Genomic DNA, 17,002 nt, shown 5'->3' with positions numbered 1-17,002 from the left:
CGCGAGAGTTGGCGCATCGCTTCGCACAAGGCAAGCCTAGTCGATCGACCGGCCCTCGATGAAATAGCCGTAAAGCGTGGTCAGCGTGGACACCCCGATCATCATCGCGAACCAGTCGACCACCAGCCGGTAGATCAGACTGATGACCGAGCCCGTCTCGCCGTCGATCATCGCGGGCAGGCCGATGAGGAACTGCGCCGCGATCACCAGCAGCGCCAGCACGACCAGCGCCTTGTCGTCCCGCCCGGTGGCCTCCCAGGACTCGCGCAGGCTCAGGCTTTCGCCCAGCGCCGCCGCGGGCAGGATCAGACCGACCCGGAAGAAGACATAGCTTGCCAGCCCCACCACCCCGAAGCCCAGAAGCCCGAGCAGCATCGGAACCGCCGAGATCGCGGCGGCCACAAGACCGGCCACCACCCCGATGCCCAGCCCCAGCAGCAATCCGATCATGAACGACCGCCCGAGATAGCCCAGCAGTTCCGGCCCGTGCCAGCGCGGCAGCCAGCCGTTCGGCGTCTCGCCGGTCAGCACGTAGCGGTGCCAGCCGACGGCGATCCAGAGGCTGGCGAGCAGCGTCAGAAGCGAGGCGATCATCAGATTGCCGACGCTTCCGGGAGAGACGGGCCCTTCGCCGGCGCCCTGCATGCTGAAGAACAGCATGATCTGAAATCCCGCCTGCACCATGTAGAGCAGCAGCGACACCCGCAGCGCCGCGTGAAGGTTGTCCACAACCATCCGCACCGAGTGCACAAAGATCTTCCAACCCATCACTTTGCCCGCAATTCCATCCGATATCCCGGCAGGGCTAGCACACAGCGCCCCGCGGTCAACGGGCGATCCTTGCCCCTGCGCGGAAAAGGCGATACTCCGCCCCGCAGATTTCACGTGAGGAAATGTCCGATGTCCGCGCCCAAGAAAGTCGTCCTGGCCTATTCCGGTGGCCTCGATACCTCGATCATCCTGAAATGGCTGCAAACCGAATACGGCTGCGAGGTGGTGACCTTCACCGCCGATCTCGGCCAGGGGGAAGAGCTGGAACCCGCCCGCAAGAAGGCCGAGATGCTGGGTGTGAAGGAGATCTATATCGAGGATCTGCGCGAGGAGTTCGTGCGTGACTTCGTCTTCCCGATGTTCCGCGCCAACGCGCTTTACGAAGGGCTCTATCTGCTCGGCACCTCCATCGCCCGTCCGCTGATCTCGAAACGACTGATCGAGATCGCCGCCGAAACCGGCGCCGATGCGGTCTCGCACGGGGCGACCGGCAAGGGCAACGACCAGGTGCGGTTCGAACTCTCCGCCTATGCGCTCAACCCCGACATCAAGGTGATCGCACCCTGGCGGCTCTGGGATCTGACCTCGCGCACCAAGCTCATCGACTTCGCCGAGAAGAACCAGATCCCGATCGCCAAGAACAAGCGCGGCGAGGCGCCCTTCTCGGTCGATGCGAACCTGCTGCACACCTCCTCCGAGGGCCGCGTGCTGGAGAATCCCGCCGAAGAGGCCCCCGACTACGTGCTCCAGCGCGTCGTGCCGGTGGAACAGGCGCCGAACGAGCCCGAATTCATCGAGGTGAGCTTTGAAAAAGGCGACGCGGTGGCGATCAACGGCGAGGCGATGTCGCCCGCAACGATCCTGACGAAGCTCAACGAGCTGGGCGGCAAGCACGGCATCGGGGTGCTGGATCTCGTCGAGAACCGCTTTGTCGGCATGAAGTCGCGCGGCATCTACGAGACACCCGGCGGCACCGTGCTGCTGGAGGCGCATCGCGGCATCGAGCAGATCACGCTCGACAGCGGCGCGGGCCACCTCAAGGATTCGATCATGCCGCGCTATGCCGAGCTGATCTACAACGGCTTCTGGTTCTCGCCCGAGCGCGAGATGCTCCAGGCGCTGATCGACAAATCGCAGGAGCATGTCACCGGCACCGTGCGTCTGAAGCTCTACAAGGGCTCGGCCCGCACCGTCGCCCGCTGGTCGGAGCATTCGCTTTACTCCGAGGCGCATGTGACCTTCGAGGACGACGCCGGCGCCTACGATCAGCAGGACGCGCAGGGCTTCATCCAGCTCAACGCGCTGCGGCTGAAGCTGCTGGCGGCACGGGATCGTCGGCTGAAGGGCTGAGCCTCAGGCCCTGCAAATGCATCCCCGTCGGATTTGCCTCCGGCGGGGATATTTTTTTGCCAATGGAAGAGCCATGCGCTTTCCTGTGTTTCCATTGGCCCCAAATATCCCGGGGAGTCCGCGCAACGCGCGGACGGGGCAGCGCCCCAAAAATCCGGAGAGCGGCATGGCAGAGCTTCAAGATTTCCTCGACGCCCAGAACCAGCACTGGCCGCAGATCGTGGCCGAGCTGCGCGACGGGCGGAAGGTGACCCACTGGATCTGGTACGTTTTCCCGCAGCTGAAAATCCTCGGCCGCTCCGGCATGGCACGGCATTTCGGCATCGCGGATCTGGAGGAGGCCAGCGCCTATCTGAGCCACCCCGTTCTCGGCCCCCGTCTGGAGGAGGTGGCGAGCCTTCTGCGCGCCCACGCGGGCACCGATCCGGTCGAGATCCTCGGCCCCGTGGATGCGCTCAAGGTGAAATCCAGCATGACGCTGTTCGAGGCGGTGCCCGGTGCGGCGCCGGTCTTCTCACAGGTTCTGAACAGTCTCTATTCCGGCGCAAGATGCCCCGTCACTCGGGACGCGCTGCGATGAAAAATGCCGCCCCCGCGCGAGACACGGGGGCGGCGCGAGGGCCGCGGTAAGGGTTGGAAAGACGGCCCCCGCAACTCGTTACGCAAAACGCGATACTCGCTACCGGGCAAAGCCTATTGCGCGGTGATGGTGGTCATCACGAGATTGCCGTCGACGCGGATCGGGCCGTCTTCCTTGGCGCCCAGCGTGTATTCGAAGACGCCGGTCTGCATGCCGCCCGCTTCGCCATGCACCATCAGCATGAGCATGTCGCCCGGCGCGACCGCTTCGCTCAGGATCGCGGCCACATCCATGGTCTCACCCGCGCGCAGCGGCGCATATCCGACCACCGGGCCCGGCTTCATCGCGGAATCGGTGCGGTGCACCACCAGCCAGCCGTTCTCGTCCGCCATCACCTTGGCGGCGCTCACCACGCCGTTGGCGACGCTCTGGTCCATCGCCTCGACCATCGGGCCCATGGGCTGGTTGGCAAGGGCGGTGCCCGCGCTGAGGGTCAGGGCGGCGGCGGCAAAAACAAAACGCTTCATAAGGTCTCTCCTGTCGGTTCAAAGCGACCGGGCGGCAGCCTGCCACCCGCGACACCCATAGACACGCAGGCCGGAGAAAAAGAGTTTCAGAAAAAAGTTTTCTTTTCAGATCAGTGTGCTGGCGCGCATCTTCTCGTAATGCGGCATCGCTTCACCTGCCAGATCCGCCGCCGCGCCGCTCAGCTCCGGCAGATCCCCCTCCGGCCCGGCAAAGCCGGTCGAGCGATGCACCGAGCCATACCAGTGCGGCGCCCAGACCCCGTCCTGAGCGTGCCCGCCCGCAGGCCAGGAGAGCATCGCCGGATCGAACTCCAGCCCGATCGCCGCGCAAAGCGCCCGCAGCTTGCCCTCCGGGTCATGGCGAATATCGGCGCTGTCGATCACATAAGGCGTCAGCCCCAGCGACAGCACGTAATCGTAAAGCTCCGCCTGCGCCGCAAAGCCGATGTCGGCGGCGGTGGGGTTCTCATAGCCCTTGGAAAAACTCGCCACGACCCGCGCGGGATGACGCAGCAGGAAGACATTCACACAGTGCGCCATGAAATCGCGCGGCATGCCGTCGATCATGTGCTGGCACATATGCTTGTGATAGGCATGCGGCTTGCCCTCCGGGATCGGCCCCAGCATTTGCGCCTGCACCGCCTCGGCGCTTTCGGGACGGCTGGCCTTGATCTCTTCGGCCATCGGATGCGGCAACCCGGTCCTGCGCAGATAGGGGCCATAGAACGGTTCATCCACCACATGGAAATCCGCCCGGTTGCCGAAGGCATACATCATCGCGGTGGAAAGATTCCGCGGCCCCGACCACATGGCGATCCTCATTCTGTCACCAGCTCCTTGTAAAGCGCGCGCAGGCGCTGCGTCACCGGCCCCATCTCCCCCGTGCCGATCACGCGCCCGTCGATCTCGCCCACCGGGGTCTGCGCACCGAAGGTGCCGGTCAGGAACGCCTCGTCGGCACCATAAGTATCGACCAGCGAATAATTGCGCTCGTAAACCGGGATACCGTTGGCGCGGCAAAGGTCGATGACCTTCTGCCGGGTGATGCCGTTCATGCAGTAATCGCCGGTCGAGGTCCAAACCGCGCCCTTGCGCACGATGAAGAAGTTACAGGCGTTGGTGGTGTTCACGAACCCATGCACATCCAGCATCAGCGCCTCGTCCGCCCCCGCCTTTTCGGCGGCGATGCAGGCGAGGATGCAGTTCAGCTTGGAATGCGAGTTGAGCTTGGGATCCTGCGTCATCGGCAGCCCGCGCAAATGCGGCACGGTGGCAAGCCGGATCGGGCGCGGGATCGAGGGTTTCGAATGCTCCATCAGGATCACCACGGTCGGCCCCTGCACCGAAAGGCCCGGATGCTGGAACGGCCGGGTCTTCACCCCCCGCGTCACCATCAGCCGACAATGGGCGTCGGTGACCATGCCATTGGCCTCTTGCGTCTCTGTTATGGCGGAAATGAGCTCTTCGCGGCGCATGCCGATGTCGAGGTCGATGGCCAGAGCCGCCTCGAACAGCCGGTCGAGATGCTCGCCGAGGAAAGACCAGCGCCCGTTATAGAGCCGCAGCCCCTCCCAGATCCCGTCTCCCAGCATAAAGCCGGAATCATAGACCGAAACCAGCGCCTGCGCCTTGGGCTTCAGCGCGCCATTGACCCAGATGAGGATCTCTTCGTTGCGGGCGTCTTCCGCCGCCTGATGTGTCGTGACCTTGTCCATGACCGGCACGCTAGGAATGTTTCACGGGAAACGGAAGGGGTCACGCGGGCTCACCATGCGGTGACATCGCGTTGCAGCGGATTGATCGAAGCGCCGCTCGGGCGCAGCCTTCAGACAAAAGGGAGGTGCCCCATGATCCGTAGTGTCCTGCTATCCGTTCTGATCCTCATCGGTCTCGCCGTTCAGTCTCACCGCGCCGAGGCGGGCGAGCGCCGCGACATCGTGGTCGCCGGTGGCTGTTTCTGGTGCGTCGAGGCCGATTTCGAGAAAGTGCCCGGCGTGATCTCCGCTGTCTCGGGCTATACCGGCGGCTCGGTCAAGAACCCCGGCTACAAGCAGGTGAGCCGGGGCGGCACCGGCCATTACGAGGCGGTCAAGATCACCTATGACAGCGCCCGCGTGAGCCGCGACCAGCTTTATGCGATGTTCTTCCGCTCGGTCGATCCGACCGATGCGGGCGGGCAGTTCTGCGACCGGGGCGACAGCTATCGTACCGCGATTTTCGTCTCTGATCCGGCGGAAAAGGCCGCCGCCGACAGCGCAAAGGCCGAGGCTCAGGCCGCGCTGGGGCAAAAGATCGTCACCCCGATCCTTCAGGCCGATACCTTCTGGAAAGCCGAAGACTATCACCAGAATTATTACAAGGGCGACAATATCGTGCTGACCCGCTTCGGCCCGATCAAACAGTCGAAAGCCTATAAGCGCTATCGCGATGCCTGCGGCCGCGATCAGCGGGTGCGTCAGCTCTGGGGATCTGCCGCGCCCTTCGCGGGCGGCTGAGCCTCAGCCAAAGCGCGCCGCCTGCACCTCTTTCAGATCAGGAATCACATCGGCGGTGCCGTGGCGGGTAACCATCAGCGCCCCTGCCCGGCTCGCCAGATCCACCGCCTGGCGCAGCGGCATGCCCCGGTCGAGCCCTGCCAACAGGTAGCCGGTGAACGTATCCCCCGCCCCGGTCGTATCCACCGGCGTGACCTTCGGCGTCTCGAACCGCTCCGCCTGCCAGCCATTCGCCGCCAGATGCAGCCGCCCGCCCCGCGCCCCTTCGGTGACGATGACGGTCTCCACCCCCATCCCGGCCAGATCCAGCCCCGAGGCGGCCTGAAGCTGCGCCATCTCGATGGCGTTCAGCACCAGAATATCGCTCAGCCCCAGGACCGCGCGCGCCGCCTCCGCCTCGAAAGGTGCCGCCGCATAGGCCACCCGCAGCCCCAGCTCGCGCGCCATCCGCGCCGCTTCGGGCTGCAACAGGGTCTCGTTCTGCATCAGCAGCAGATCGCCGGTCTCCGCCTCCGACAGCGCCCGGCCCAGCAGATCTTCGGGAATGGCATGGTTGGCGCCGTGGTGAATGACGATGGAATTCTCGCCCTGCGCGTCCAGCAGGATGATCGCGTGGCCCGTCGGCTCCTCGACCTCGGCGATATGGCGGGTGTCGACGCCATATTCCATCAGCCGCCGCACCGCCCAGCGCCCGTCCGCGCCAACCGCGCCGAGATGCACGACCCGCGCCGCCGCCCGCGCCGCGGCCACCGACATATTGGCCCCCTTGCCCCCCAGCCCCCGGATCAGCGAAGACGCCGCCAGCGTCTCGCCCGGCGCGGGCAGATGCGGCAGGGAATAGGCAAGGTCGACATTGATCGAGCCGAGATTCCAGATCGCCATCCCGCCTGCCCTTCTTCTCTTTGACAAATACGCCCGCCGGAGGCGGTCCCGCCCCCGGCCAGAGGCGCTGCGGTCAGCCCACCTTGCAGGCCGCCAGCACCGCCATGTTCAGAATGTCATTCGCGGTCATATTGGTCGAGCAGATCTGGATCGACTTGTCGACACCGGCGAGGATCGGCCCGATCACCGTCGCCCCCGCCATCTCCTGCATCAGCTTGACCGAGATCGAGGCGGAGTGCCGCGCCGGCACCACCAGAATATTCGCAGGCCCGGTCAGGCGCTGGAACGGATAGGCCTCCTGCGCCCTGGGGTTCAGCGCCACATCCACGGTCATCTCGCCTTCGTACTCGAAATCCACCCCGCGCTTGTCGAGGATCTCGGGCGCCACATGCATCTTCAGCGCCCGCTCCGAGACCGGGTAACCGAAGGTCGAGAAGGAGACGAAGGCCACCCGCGGCTCCAGCCCCAGATGCCGCGCCACATCGGCGGCACGCTCGGCGATGGTCGCCAGATCCTCTTCTTCCGGCCATTCATGCACCAGCGTGTCGGTGATCAGCACGATCCGCCCGTTATGCAGCAGCGCGGTAACCCCCACCGCGCCGTGATGCGCGTCGGCATCGAAGACGTGGTTGATCAGCTCCATCACATGCGCCGATTTCCGGGTCGCGCCGGTGATCAGACCATCCGCATGGCCATGCGCCAGCATCAGCGAGGAAAACACATGCCGGTCGCGCGCCGCGAGCCGGTGAATATCCTGACGGTCGTAGCCCTTGCGCTGGAGCCGCTGGTACAGGAAGTTCTTGTAGGCATCGAGATGCCGGGTGTTGGCGGCATTCACCACCTCCAGCTCGCGCACCGCATCGCCAAGACCGCTCTCTTCCAGCTTCTTGCGCACATCGTCCTCGCGGCCCACCACCAGCGCCTTGCCCAGCCCGTTGCGCTGATACATGACGGCGGCGCGCAGCACGCGCGGGTCGTCGCCCTCGGCAAAGATGATACGGGCCTGCGCCTGACGCGCCCGGTTGTTGATGCTGCGCAGGATCGGCGCGGTGGAGTCCATCCGGCCCTTGAGCGTTTCCTTATAGGCCTCCATGTCGATGATCGGCCGCCGTGCGGCGCCGGTATCCATGCCCGCCTTGGCGACGGCGGGCGGAATCCGGTGGATCAGACGCGGATCGAAGGGCGTCGGGATGATGTAATCGCGCCCGAAGCTGAGCTGCTTACCATAGGCAAGCCCCACCTCGTCCGGCACATCCTCGCGGGCGATCTCGGCCAGCGCATGGGCGCAGGCGATTTTCATCTCGTCGTTGATCGCACGGGCGTGAATATCCAGCGCCCCCCGGAACAGGTAGGGAAAGCCCAGAACGTTGTTCACCTGGTTGGGGTAGTCCGAGCGCCCGGTGGCGAGGATCGCGTCGGGGCGCACCGCATGCGCCTCTTCCGGGGTGATTTCGGGATCGGGGTTCGCCATGGCGAAGATGACCGGGTTCTCGGCCATGCTCGCCACCATCTCCTGCGTGACCGCGCCCTTGGCCGAAACGCCGAGGAAGACATCCGCCCCCACCATCGCCTCTTCCAGCGTACGCAGCTCGGTCACCGCGGCGTGGGCCGATTTCCACTGGTTCATGCCCTCGGTGCGGCCCTGGTAGATCACTCCCTTGGTGTCGCACATGATGCAGTTGTCGTGCCGCGCGCCCATGGTCTTGACCAGTTCGAGACAGGCGATCCCCGCCGCCCCCGCGCCGTTCAGCACGATCTTGCACTCCTCGATCTTCTTGCCCGACAGATGCAGCGCATTGATCAGCCCCGCCGCGCAGATCACCGCCGTGCCGTGCTGATCGTCGTGGAAGACCGGAATATCCATCTCTTCCTTGAGCCGCTGCTCAATGATGAAACACTCCGGCGCCTTGATGTCTTCGAGGTTGATGCCGCCGAAGGTCGGACCCATCAGCCGCACGGCATTGATGAATTCGTCGGGGTCCTCGGTGTCGAGCTCGATGTCGATGGAGTTCACATCGGCAAAGCGCTTGAAGAGCACCGATTTGCCCTCCATCACCGGCTTGCCGCCCAGCGCGCCGAGATTGCCGAGCCCCAGCACGGCGGTGCCGTTCGAGATCACCGCAACCAGGTTGCCCTTGTTGGTATAATCATAGGCCAGCTCGGGGTTTTCCGCGATCGCCTCGCAGGGAATGGCAACGCCGGGCGAATAGGCCAGCGACAGATCGCGTTGGGTGGTCATGGGGACGGTGGCCTGCACCTCCCATTTGCCGGGCGAGGGTTCGTGATGATAGGCCAGCGCCTCTTCACGGGTGATTTTGATCTTGGCCATGCGCAACACTCCTCCGCTTCGGCGAAATTGCTCTTAGCGCAGCGGAAAGCCCGGCTCAACAGCGCGGTTTTCGCCTTTCACCCCCCGCACCGGCTTTGATATGCCAAAGCGGAACGGGCATTCGGGGGAAAGCATGACGGCAGTCACGCCGATGATGGCGCAATATCTGGAGATCAAGGCAGACCATCCCGACGCGCTGCTGTTCTACCGGATGGGCGATTTCTACGAGCTGTTCTTCGACGACGCGGCGGCGGCTTCCGAGGCTTTGGACATCGCGCTCACCAAGCGCGGCAAACACGCGGGCGAGGATATTCCCATGTGCGGCGTGCCGGTGCACGCGGCCGAAGGCTATCTGCTGACGCTGATCCGCAAGGGGTTCCGCGTGGCGGTCGGCGAACAGCTGGAAAGCCCGGCGGAGGCGAAAAAGCGCGGCGCCAAATCCGTGGTGAAGCGCGGGGTGGTGCGGCTGGTGACCCCCGGCACGCTGATCGAGGATACCTTGCTCGAAGCGCGGCGGCACAATTATCTGGCGGCTTTGGGCAAGGTTCGGGACGAATGGGCGCTGGCCTGGGCGGATATTTCCACCGGCGCGTTTCATGTGATGCCGCTGGGCCAGGCCCGCATCGGCGCCGAACTGGCGCGGCTCTCCCCCTCGGAACTGCTGACCTCTGACACGGTCGCGGAAGAGCTGCGCGCGGTGCTGGGCGATCTCGGCATCGACCCCACCCCGCTGGGCCGCGCCTCCTTCGATTCCAGCGGCGCCGAGGCAAGGCTCTGCGCGCTTTACGGCGTGCAGACGCTTTCCGGCTTCGGGACGTTCTCGCGCGCCGAACTGGCGGCAATGGGCGCGCTGGTCGACTACCTCGACATCACCCAGAAAGGCCGGCTGCCGCTGCTGCGCGCCCCGCAGCGCGACGCGATCTCTAGGCTGCTGCAAATCGACGCGGCCACAAGACGCAATCTGGAACTGACCCAGTCGATGAACGGCGGCCGGCAGGGCTCGCTGCTTTCGGTGATCGACCGGACGGTGACGCCCGGCGGTGCCCGCTTGCTGGAACGGCGGCTCTCCTCCCCATCGCGCGAGCTGGGCGCCATCTCGCAGCGCCTGGACGCGCTGGACTGGGCCATCGAGAGCGGCCAGGGTCCGGCACTGCGCGACAAGCTGCGCAAGGTGCCCGATCTCGACCGGGCGCTGTCGCGGCTCGGGCTCGACCGGGGCGGTCCGCGCGATCTGGCCGCCGTGCGCAACGCGCTGGAGCAGGCCGAGGAGATCGCGCAGGCGCTCGACGAGGTCCCCCTGCCCGAACTTCTGACCCAGGCGCGCACCGCCCTGCGCGGACATGACGCGCTGCTCGCCTTGCTCGACGCCGCGCTGGTGGCCGAACCGCCGCTGCTTACCCGCGACGGCGGCTTCATCGCGCCCGGCTACGATACCGCGCTGGATGAGGCGCGCACCCTGCGCGACGAGGGCCGGGGCGTCATCGCCCGGATGCAGGCGCAATATGCCGAACGCGCGGGCGTCTCCTCGCTGAAGATCAAGCACAACAACGTGCTGGGCTATTTCATCGAAACCACCGCGACCCACGCGGAAAAGATGATGTCCGCGCCGCTGAACGAGGTCTTCATCCACCGCCAGACCACCGCCAATCAGGTGCGGTTCACCACCGTAGAGCTGACCGAACTGGAAACCCGCATCCTGAACGCGGGCAACGAGGCGCTGGAGATCGAAAAACGGCTCTATGCCAGCCTGAGGGGCGCCATTCTCGACCACGCCGCCACACTGTCGGAAACAGGCCTCGCGCTGTCGGAATTCGATCTGGCACTGGGGCTGGGCGATCTGGCAAAGGCGCAGGACTGGTGCCGCCCGCAGGTGGACGACAGCCGCGCCTTTGCCATCGAGGGCGGGCGCCACCCGGTGGTCGAGCGCGCGCTCCAGGCCCAAGGGTCCGGCCCCTTCATTGCCAATGATTGCGGGCTGACCACCGAAGGCGAGAGCGCCGCCATCACCCTGCTCACCGGGCCGAACATGGCCGGTAAATCGACCTATCTGCGGCAGAACGCGCTCATCGCCCTTCTGGCGCAGATGGGCTCCTACGTGCCCGCGCGGCGCGCCCATATCGGGCTGGTCAGCCAGATCTTCAGCCGCGTCGGCGCCTCCGACGATCTGGCGCGGGGCCGCTCCACCTTCATGGTCGAAATGGTGGAAACCGCCGCCATTCTCAACCAGGCCGACGACCGCGCGCTGGTCATCCTCGACGAGATCGGGCGCGGCACCGCCACCTATGACGGGCTCTCCATCGCCTGGGCCACGCTGGAACACCTGCACGGCGTCAACCGCGTGCGCGGCCTCTTCGCCACCCATTACCACGAGCTCACCGCACTGGCGGGCAAGCTCGGCGGCGTGACCAACGCCACCGTGGCGGTCAAGGAATGGGACGGCGAGGTGATCTTCCTGCACGAAGTGCGCGACGGCGCCGCCGATCGTTCCTATGGCGTGCAGGTGGCCCAGCTCGCGGGTCTGCCGAAAGCGGTGATCGCCCGCGCCCGTACCGTGCTCGACGCGCTGGAGAAAGGCGAACGCGAGCGCACGTCCCCCAAAGCGCTGATCGACGATCTGCCGCTCTTCTCCGCCGCCGCCCAGCCCGCGCCGCAACCCGTGGCCAAAGCCAGCGGGCCCTCCCCCGTGGAGGAACGGCTAGACGCCCTCCTTCCCGACGAAATGACCCCGCGCGACGCCCTCCAGGCGCTTTACGAGCTCAAAACCCTGCTCACCGAAACATAAAAGCGGCCCCCGAACCCGGGCGCCGCTCTGCATCTTCTTCTCTTTGCCAAATACGCAAATCCGGCCTTGGCCGCCCGCGCCTCAGCTTGCGGGCATCGAGCTCACGCCGACCTGCGCCGGACGCAGCAGCCGGTCGTAAAGCATGAAACCCTCGGCAGAGACCTGGATGATCTCGCCCGCCTTGGTCCCCGGCAGCGGCGCCTCGAACATCGCCTCATGCTGCTGCGGGTCGAACTTGTCGCCGACCTCGGGCTTGATCGCGGTCATGCCGTGTTTCGAGAACACGTTCAGCAGCTCGCGCAGGGTCAGCTCGATCCCCTCGATCAGCGCCGCGGCGGCGTTTTCGTCGCGTGCCGCGTTCAGCGCCCGCTGCAAGTTGTCGTAGACCGGCAGCAGATCGCGGGCGAGCCGCGAGCCGCCATATTGCTGTGCTTCGCGGCGGTCCTTGTCGGCGCGCTTGCGGGCATTCTCCGCATCGGCCAGCGCGCGCATGAAGCGGTCCTTCAGCTCGTCGCGTTCGGCGCGCAGCGCATCCAGCTCGATCGCTTCGGGGTCGAGCTCTTCCGCATCCTCTGCGTAGGCTTCGGCCTCGGCGGCTTCGATGTCATCGAGAAACTCGTCGTTCTTCGGGTCTGCCATTCTTCACCTCTAGCTCCGCTCGGCAATCAGCCTGCCGACCAGCTGCGCCGTATAATCCACAATGGGAACGATCCGGCCATAGTTGAGGCGCGTGGGTCCGATGACGCCCACCGCGCCGATGATCTTACGATCCGCGTTCATATAGGGAGAGACCACCAGAGAGGAACCCGAAAGTGAGAAAAGTTTGTTCTCGGAGCCGATAAAAATGCGCACACCATCGCCGCTCTCGGCCAGTTCGAGAAACTCGGCAATGTCGCGCTTGCGCTCCAGATCGTCGAACAGGCTGCGGATACGATCCAGCTCGTCGCTTTCCGCCTCGCCTCCCAGAAGATTCGCCCGGCCGCGCACGATCAGCCGCGCCGAGGTATCCGCATCGCCCTCCCAGGTGGCGATGCCCGCCTCGATGAGATCGGCCGCCAGGCTGTCGATCTCCTGACGGCGGCGGATAATCTCGTCGGCCATCACGCGGCGCAGTTCGGCCAGGGTTTTGCCCTCGATCAGCGCGTTGAGAAAATTCGCCGCCTCGCGCATCGAGCTGGGGGTCTGCCCCGGCGGTGGCGTGAACAGGCGGTTTTCCACATGGCCGTCGGCGAAGACGAGCACCACCAGCGCCCGGTCATGGCCGAGGCTGACAAATTCGATATGCTTGATCGGCGCTTCCTGTTTCGGGGTCAGCACCAGCGAGGCCCCCCGGGTGACCCCGGACAGCGCCGCGCCCACCCGGTCGAGCACTCCCGAGACATCGTCTCCGCTGCCACCCGGCCCCAGCGTCGCGTCGAGCTTTTCGCGATCGGTGTGGTCGAGATCGCGGACCTCGAGCAGACCATCGACAAACATCCGCAGGCCCATCTGCGTCGGGATGCGCCCGGCGCTGACATGAGGGCTGTCGAGCAGCCCGAGGAATTCCAGATCCTGCATCACATTGCGGATCGTCGCGGCAGAGACCTTTTCGCTGAGCGCGCGGGTGAGCGTGCGCGATCCCACGGGCTCGCCGAATTCGAGATAGCTCTCGACGACCCTGCGGAAGACTTCGCGTGAACGATCGTTCAATTCTTCGAGGAGATGTGTACCCTCTTTCATCCTTTTCTCTCCGCGTCCTGCGGTCATTAAAGGCGCCTGTTGCGCGCCGTCAATCGGGGTTGCGGGGATCGCGAGGCATCAGTATCCCGGTCGCAACCGAGAAAGGGGCGCCGATGAGACCGTCAGGACGAGATTTAAGCGAAATGCGGACCGTTTCAATCGAAACGGGTGTGACAAAACATGCGGAGGGCTCGTGCCTGATCAAGATGGGCGACACGCATGTGATCTGCACCGCCTCGATCGAAGAGCGCGTTCCGCCCTTCATCAAGGGCTCGGGCCTGGGCTGGGTCACGGCGGAATACGGCATGCTGCCGCGCTCGACCGGGTCGCGCATGCGGCGCGAGGCGGCAAGCGGCAAACAGGGCGGCCGGACCGTGGAGATCCAGCGGCTGATCGGACGGAGCCTGCGCGCCGGGGTCGACCGGGTGGCGCTGGGGGAACGCCAGATCACCGTGGATTGCGATGTGATCCAGGCGGATGGCGGCACGCGCTGCGCCTCGATCACCGGCGGCTGGGTGGCGCTGAAACTGGCGGTGAACAAGCTGATGAAGGCTGGCGACGTGATCACCGATCCGCTGATCTCGCCGGTGGCGGCGGTGAGCTGCGGGATCTATGCGGGCCAGCCGGTGCTGGATCTAGACTATCCCGAGGACAGCGAGGCCGGTGTGGACGGGAATTTCATCCTGCGCGGCGACGGCCAGCTCATCGAGGTGCAGATGTCGGCGGAAGGCGCTGTCTTCTCCCGGGCGCAGATGGCCGAGCTCATGGATCTGGCCGAGGCCGGGGTCGCGCAGCTTGTGGCAGCGCAGAAAGCGGCGGTGGCATGAGCCGGCGCTTCGAGGGTGACCGCCTGTTGGTGGCCACCCATAACGCCGGCAAGCTGGTCGAGATCGCCGATCTGCTGAAACCTTTCGATGTCGCGGTGGTCGGCGCCGCCGAGATGGGGCTGCCGGAACCGGAAGAAACCGGCACGACCTTTGTCGAGAACGCGCGGATCAAGGCACATGCCGCCGCGCAGGCGACAGGGCTGCCGGCCCTGTCGGATGACAGCGGCATCGAGATCGACGCTCTGGGCGGTGCGCCGGGGGTTTATACCGCGGATTGGGCCGAAACAGAGACGGGTCGCGACTTTGTCATGGCCATGGAGCGGGCGCATCGCGAGCTGCTGGCCTCGGGCCAGCCGGAACCCTGGACCGCGCGCTTCTGCTGCACCCTGGTTCTGGCCTGGCCGGACGGGCATGACGAGGTGTTCCCCGGCGTGATGGAAGGCCGCGTCGTCTGGCCGATGCGGGGCGATCAGGGGCATGGCTACGACCCGGTGTTCCAGCCGCAGGGATATGACATCACTTTCGGCGAGATGGATCGCTGGGAAAAGAACCGCATCAGCCACCGCGCCGATGCCTTCGCAAAATTCGTGACGGGCTGTTTTGGCTGAGACCTGGCGCGACGGGGGCTTTGCGCTTTATGTGCACTGGCCGTTTTGCGAGGCCAAATGCCCCTATTGCGACTTCAACAGCCATGTGGTGGCGCAGGTCGATCAGACCCGCTGGGCGGAGGCGCTGGTTCGCGATCTCGCCCGCTATGGCGAAATCACCTCGGGCCGCGTTCTGAACTCGATCTATTTCGGCGGCGGCACGCCCTCTCTGATGCTGCCCGAAACCGTTGGCGCCGTCCTGCGTGCCGCGCGGGATCACTGGGCCTGGGCCAATGACATCGAGATCACGCTCGAGGCCAATCCCCGTTCGGTCGAAGCGCGGAAATTCGAGGGCTTTGCGCTGGCCGGCGTCAACCGGGTCTCTCTCGGGGTGCAGGCGTTGCGGGCGCCGGATCTGCGGCGGCTGGGGCGTCTGCACGATGTGCGCGAGGCACTGGCCGCGCTCGACATCGCCAAATCGGTCTTTGACCGGGTGACCTTCGACCTCATCTATGCCCGACAGAACCAGAGCCTGAAGGATTGGGAAGAGGAGCTGCGCGAGGCGCTCGCGCTGGCGGGCGATCACCTGTCGCTTTATCAACTCACTGTGGAGGAAGGCACCGCCTTCTGGGACCGGGCGCAGGCCGGGAAGCTGCGGGATCTGCCCGATGAGGATCTCGCCGCGGATCTCTATCTTGCCACCCAGGAGATTTGCGAGTCCGCCGGGTTTTCGGCCTATGAAGTATCGAACCATGCCGCGCCCGGCGCCATGTCGCGGCACAATCTGGTCTATTGGCGCGGCGGCGATTACGTCGGGATCGGACCCGGCGCCCATGGGCGTCTGACGCGAAACGGCCAACGAGCCGCGACGGTGGCCTATCGCCAGCCCGGCGCCTGGCTGAGCGCGGTGGAACAGGGCTCGGGCGAGGAAAGCGCCGAGACGCTGTCGCCCGAAGACATCTGGACCGAATATGTGATGATGGGGCTTCGGCTGTCGGAAGGGCTCGACCTGGAGCGGGCGGCGCAGATCGGCGGTGAGCGAGCGGCCCGTCTGCCGCTGGAGCGGTTGCGTGAGATGGGATTGATCTGGACGACGGGTGAGCGCTTTGGCGCGACCTTGCAGGGGCGCATGGTGCTGAACGCGCTGCTTGCGGACCTTTTGTCCGAGTAAGCTCGGACTGTCCGCGCCGTGGAAGACCCCCGGCGCGGACAGATGATCAGCGGGTGGCGCTCAACGCGCCGCGCTCAGGATCATGCAGAGCGAATCCAGTTCCTCGAAGGACCCGTAGGAGATGCTGAGCGTGCCGGATTCCGCGCCCGGCTTGTGCGACACCGTGACCTTCATGCCAAGCGCGGCGGAGAGATCGCCTTCGAGCGCCTTGGTATCCGCGTCTTTCTCCATCACGAAGGAGGCCGCCGGCGTCTTGCGCTGAGGCGGCTGCGTCTCGGCGCGCAGCAGCGCTTCGGCCTGCCGCACCGAGAGCTTTTTGCGAATAATCTCTTCCGCCATGCGCTCGGGATCCCGAGCAGTCACTAGCGTCCGCGCGTGGCCGGCGCTCAGATCGCCGGCGCGCACATGTTCCTGAACCGGCTCCGGCAGGTTGAGGAGCCGCAGGAGGTTGGCGATATGGCTGCGGCTTTTGCCAAGCGCCTCGGCGATCTTTTCCTGCGTATGCCCGAAGCGATACATGAGTTGCCGGTAGCCCGCCGCCTCTTCGATGGCGTTCAGATCCGCGCGCTGGATGTTCTCGATGATCGCGATTTCGAGCATTTCCTGATCGTCTAGATCGCGCACCAGCACCGGCACTTCGTGGAGCTGCGCCATCTGCGCCGCACGCCAGCGCCGTTCGCCCGCCACGATCTCGAACTGACCCTCGCCGCCCGGCGCCGGCCGCACGATGATCGGCTGAAGGATCCCCTTGGCGCGGATCGAATCCGAAAGCTCCTGAAGCTGCTCAGGGGTAAAGCTCCGGCGCGGCTGATCCTTGTTCGGCGCCAGCTTCTCGATCGGGACCAGGCGGTCGGGCGTTTTCGGAGCGGCCTCGTCGCTTTCCGGCGCCGGGCGCATATCCACATCCGACATCAGCGCGGAAAGGCCACGGCCCAATCCTCGGCGGGTTTCCTTCTTATCAGCCATATCTGCTCTTTCTTGT

At 65.5% G+C, this 17,002-nt stretch carries 16 protein-coding genes; 7 read left to right on the top strand and 9 right to left on the bottom strand.

Translation table 11 applies throughout. The features are described 5' to 3' along the window. Positions 1-36 precede the first annotated feature (36 nt). A complete protein-coding gene (locus M4578_RS17130; RefSeq protein ID WP_258094516.1) occupies positions 37-768 on the bottom strand; it encodes a hypothetical protein in 732 nt (243 codons plus the stop codon). 132 nt (positions 769-900) lie between these two features. Here M4578_RS17130 and M4578_RS17125 point away from each other — a divergent pair, with 132 nt between their 5' ends. Beyond that, positions 901-2,121: an argininosuccinate synthase gene (locus tag M4578_RS17125; protein WP_258094515.1), complete on the top strand. Its 1,221-nt coding sequence runs from the start codon at positions 901-903 to the stop codon at positions 2,119-2,121. Between the two features lie 166 nt (positions 2,122-2,287). Continuing rightward, positions 2,288-2,701, top strand: coding sequence for a DUF1810 domain-containing protein (locus M4578_RS17120; RefSeq protein ID WP_258094514.1), 414 nt, complete (start codon positions 2,288-2,290; stop codon positions 2,699-2,701). Positions 2,702-2,814: 113 nt separating this feature from the next. On the opposite strand, the gene M4578_RS17115 is transcribed toward M4578_RS17120, so the two are convergent. The 3 genes from M4578_RS17115 to M4578_RS17105 all read right to left on the bottom strand — a co-directional run bounded on the left by M4578_RS17115 (position 2,815) and on the right by M4578_RS17105 (position 4,943). Then, entirely contained in the window at positions 2,815-3,228 is a 414-nt protein-coding gene (locus tag M4578_RS17115) for an IS66 family transposase (protein ID WP_258094513.1), read from the bottom strand. A gap of 105 nt (positions 3,229-3,333) precedes the next feature. Then, entirely contained in the window at positions 3,334-4,050 is a 717-nt protein-coding gene (locus tag M4578_RS17110) for a sulfotransferase-like domain-containing protein (protein WP_258094512.1), read from the bottom strand. Next, positions 4,047-4,943 (bottom strand): D-amino acid aminotransferase, encoded by an 897-nt coding sequence (locus M4578_RS17105; protein WP_258094511.1) that lies wholly within the window; start codon positions 4,941-4,943, stop codon positions 4,047-4,049. The genes M4578_RS17110 and M4578_RS17105 overlap by 4 nt, the downstream gene beginning before the upstream one ends. Positions 4,944-5,075: 132 nt before the next feature. Between M4578_RS17105 and msrA the strand changes: the two genes are divergently transcribed. Then, on the top strand, positions 5,076-5,723 hold the full coding sequence (gene msrA, locus M4578_RS17100) for a peptide-methionine (S)-S-oxide reductase MsrA (RefSeq protein WP_258094510.1): 648 nt from the start codon (positions 5,076-5,078) through the stop codon (positions 5,721-5,723). A gap of 3 nt (positions 5,724-5,726) precedes the next feature. On the opposite strand, the gene M4578_RS17095 is transcribed toward msrA, so the two are convergent. Together M4578_RS17095 and M4578_RS17090 are read right to left on the bottom strand one after the other, a co-directional pair. After that, on the bottom strand, positions 5,727-6,605 hold the full coding sequence (locus M4578_RS17095) for a ribokinase (protein WP_258094509.1): 879 nt from the start codon (positions 6,603-6,605) through the stop codon (positions 5,727-5,729). Positions 6,606-6,678: 73 nt separating this feature from the next. Then, complete coding sequence (locus tag M4578_RS17090; RefSeq protein WP_258094508.1) at positions 6,679-8,934, bottom strand: NADP-dependent malic enzyme; 2,256 nt, start codon at positions 8,932-8,934, stop codon at positions 6,679-6,681. 133 nt (positions 8,935-9,067) lie between these two features. Here M4578_RS17090 and mutS point away from each other — a divergent pair, with 133 nt between their 5' ends. Continuing rightward, positions 9,068-11,716 carry a DNA mismatch repair protein MutS gene (gene mutS, locus M4578_RS17085; protein WP_258094507.1) on the top strand — a complete coding sequence of 883 codons (2,649 nt, stop codon included), beginning with the start codon at positions 9,068-9,070 and terminating at the stop codon, positions 11,714-11,716. Between the two features lie 81 nt (positions 11,717-11,797). Here the strand turns inward: mutS and M4578_RS17080 are convergent, their stop codons facing one another. Together M4578_RS17080 and hrcA are read right to left on the bottom strand one after the other, a co-directional pair. Then, a complete protein-coding gene (locus tag M4578_RS17080) occupies positions 11,798-12,355 on the bottom strand; it encodes a nucleotide exchange factor GrpE (RefSeq protein ID WP_258094506.1) in 558 nt (185 codons plus the stop codon). 9 nt (positions 12,356-12,364) lie between these two features. Continuing rightward, positions 12,365-13,435, bottom strand: a complete 1,071-nt coding sequence (gene hrcA, locus M4578_RS17075; protein ID WP_258094505.1) for a heat-inducible transcriptional repressor HrcA — start codon at positions 13,433-13,435, stop codon at positions 12,365-12,367. A gap of 113 nt (positions 13,436-13,548) precedes the next feature. Between hrcA and rph the strand changes: the two genes are divergently transcribed. The 3 genes from rph to hemW are packed head-to-tail and all read left to right on the top strand — an operon-like array spanning position 13,549 to position 16,020. Beyond that, positions 13,549-14,262, top strand: a complete 714-nt coding sequence (gene rph / locus M4578_RS17070) for a ribonuclease PH (RefSeq protein WP_258094504.1) — start codon at positions 13,549-13,551, stop codon at positions 14,260-14,262. Continuing rightward, a complete protein-coding gene (gene rdgB / locus M4578_RS17065) occupies positions 14,259-14,870 on the top strand; it encodes an RdgB/HAM1 family non-canonical purine NTP pyrophosphatase (protein WP_258094503.1) in 612 nt (203 codons plus the stop codon). The genes rph and rdgB overlap by 4 nt, the downstream gene beginning before the upstream one ends. After that, positions 14,863-16,020: a radical SAM family heme chaperone HemW gene (hemW, locus tag M4578_RS17060; protein ID WP_258094502.1), complete on the top strand. Its 1,158-nt coding sequence runs from the start codon at positions 14,863-14,865 to the stop codon at positions 16,018-16,020. Before rdgB ends, hemW begins: the two co-directional genes overlap by 8 nt. A gap of 60 nt (positions 16,021-16,080) precedes the next feature. Here hemW and M4578_RS17055 read toward each other — a convergent pair whose 3' ends face one another. Further along, a complete protein-coding gene (locus tag M4578_RS17055; RefSeq protein ID WP_258094501.1) occupies positions 16,081-16,986 on the bottom strand; it encodes a ParB/RepB/Spo0J family partition protein in 906 nt (301 codons plus the stop codon). Positions 16,987-17,002 lie beyond the last annotated feature (16 nt).

Source organism: Salipiger pentaromativorans, assembly GCF_024721115.1.
Taxonomy (GTDB): Bacteria; Pseudomonadota; Alphaproteobacteria; order Rhodobacterales; family Rhodobacteraceae; genus Salipiger; species Salipiger pentaromativorans.
The sequence above is the reverse complement of the archived record's forward strand: the minus strand, read 5'-3'. Positions and strand labels throughout refer to the sequence as shown.

What these genes read in the sequence shown, in the direction of transcription:
- M4578_RS17130 (WP_258094516.1), bottom strand. Translation starts at nt 768, where the DNA reads ATGGGTTGGAAGATCTTTGTGCACTCGGTGCGGATGGTTGTGGACAAC.
- M4578_RS17125 (WP_258094515.1), top strand. Translation starts at nt 901, where the DNA reads ATGTCCGCGCCCAAGAAAGTCGTCCTGGCCTATTCCGGTGGCCTCGAT.
- M4578_RS17120 (WP_258094514.1), top strand. Translation starts at nt 2,288, where the DNA reads ATGGCAGAGCTTCAAGATTTCCTCGACGCCCAGAACCAGCACTGGCCG.
- M4578_RS17115 (WP_258094513.1), bottom strand. Translation starts at nt 3,228, where the DNA reads ATGAAGCGTTTTGTTTTTGCCGCCGCCGCCCTGACCCTCAGCGCGGGC.
- M4578_RS17110 (WP_258094512.1), bottom strand. Translation starts at nt 4,050, where the DNA reads ATGAGGATCGCCATGTGGTCGGGGCCGCGGAATCTTTCCACCGCGATG.
- M4578_RS17105 (WP_258094511.1), bottom strand. Translation starts at nt 4,943, where the DNA reads ATGGACAAGGTCACGACACATCAGGCGGCGGAAGACGCCCGCAACGAA.
- msrA (WP_258094510.1), top strand. Translation starts at nt 5,076, where the DNA reads ATGATCCGTAGTGTCCTGCTATCCGTTCTGATCCTCATCGGTCTCGCC.
- M4578_RS17095 (WP_258094509.1), bottom strand. Translation starts at nt 6,605, where the DNA reads ATGGCGATCTGGAATCTCGGCTCGATCAATGTCGACCTTGCCTATTCC.
- M4578_RS17090 (WP_258094508.1), bottom strand. Translation starts at nt 8,934, where the DNA reads ATGGCCAAGATCAAAATCACCCGTGAAGAGGCGCTGGCCTATCATCAC.
- mutS (WP_258094507.1), top strand. Translation starts at nt 9,068, where the DNA reads ATGACGGCAGTCACGCCGATGATGGCGCAATATCTGGAGATCAAGGCA.
- M4578_RS17080 (WP_258094506.1), bottom strand. Translation starts at nt 12,355, where the DNA reads ATGGCAGACCCGAAGAACGACGAGTTTCTCGATGACATCGAAGCCGCC.
- hrcA (WP_258094505.1), bottom strand. Translation starts at nt 13,435, where the DNA reads ATGAAAGAGGGTACACATCTCCTCGAAGAATTGAACGATCGTTCACGC.
- rph (WP_258094504.1), top strand. Translation starts at nt 13,549, where the DNA reads ATGAGACCGTCAGGACGAGATTTAAGCGAAATGCGGACCGTTTCAATC.
- rdgB (WP_258094503.1), top strand. Translation starts at nt 14,259, where the DNA reads ATGAGCCGGCGCTTCGAGGGTGACCGCCTGTTGGTGGCCACCCATAAC.
- M4578_RS17055 (WP_258094501.1), bottom strand. Translation starts at nt 16,986, where the DNA reads ATGGCTGATAAGAAGGAAACCCGCCGAGGATTGGGCCGTGGCCTTTCC.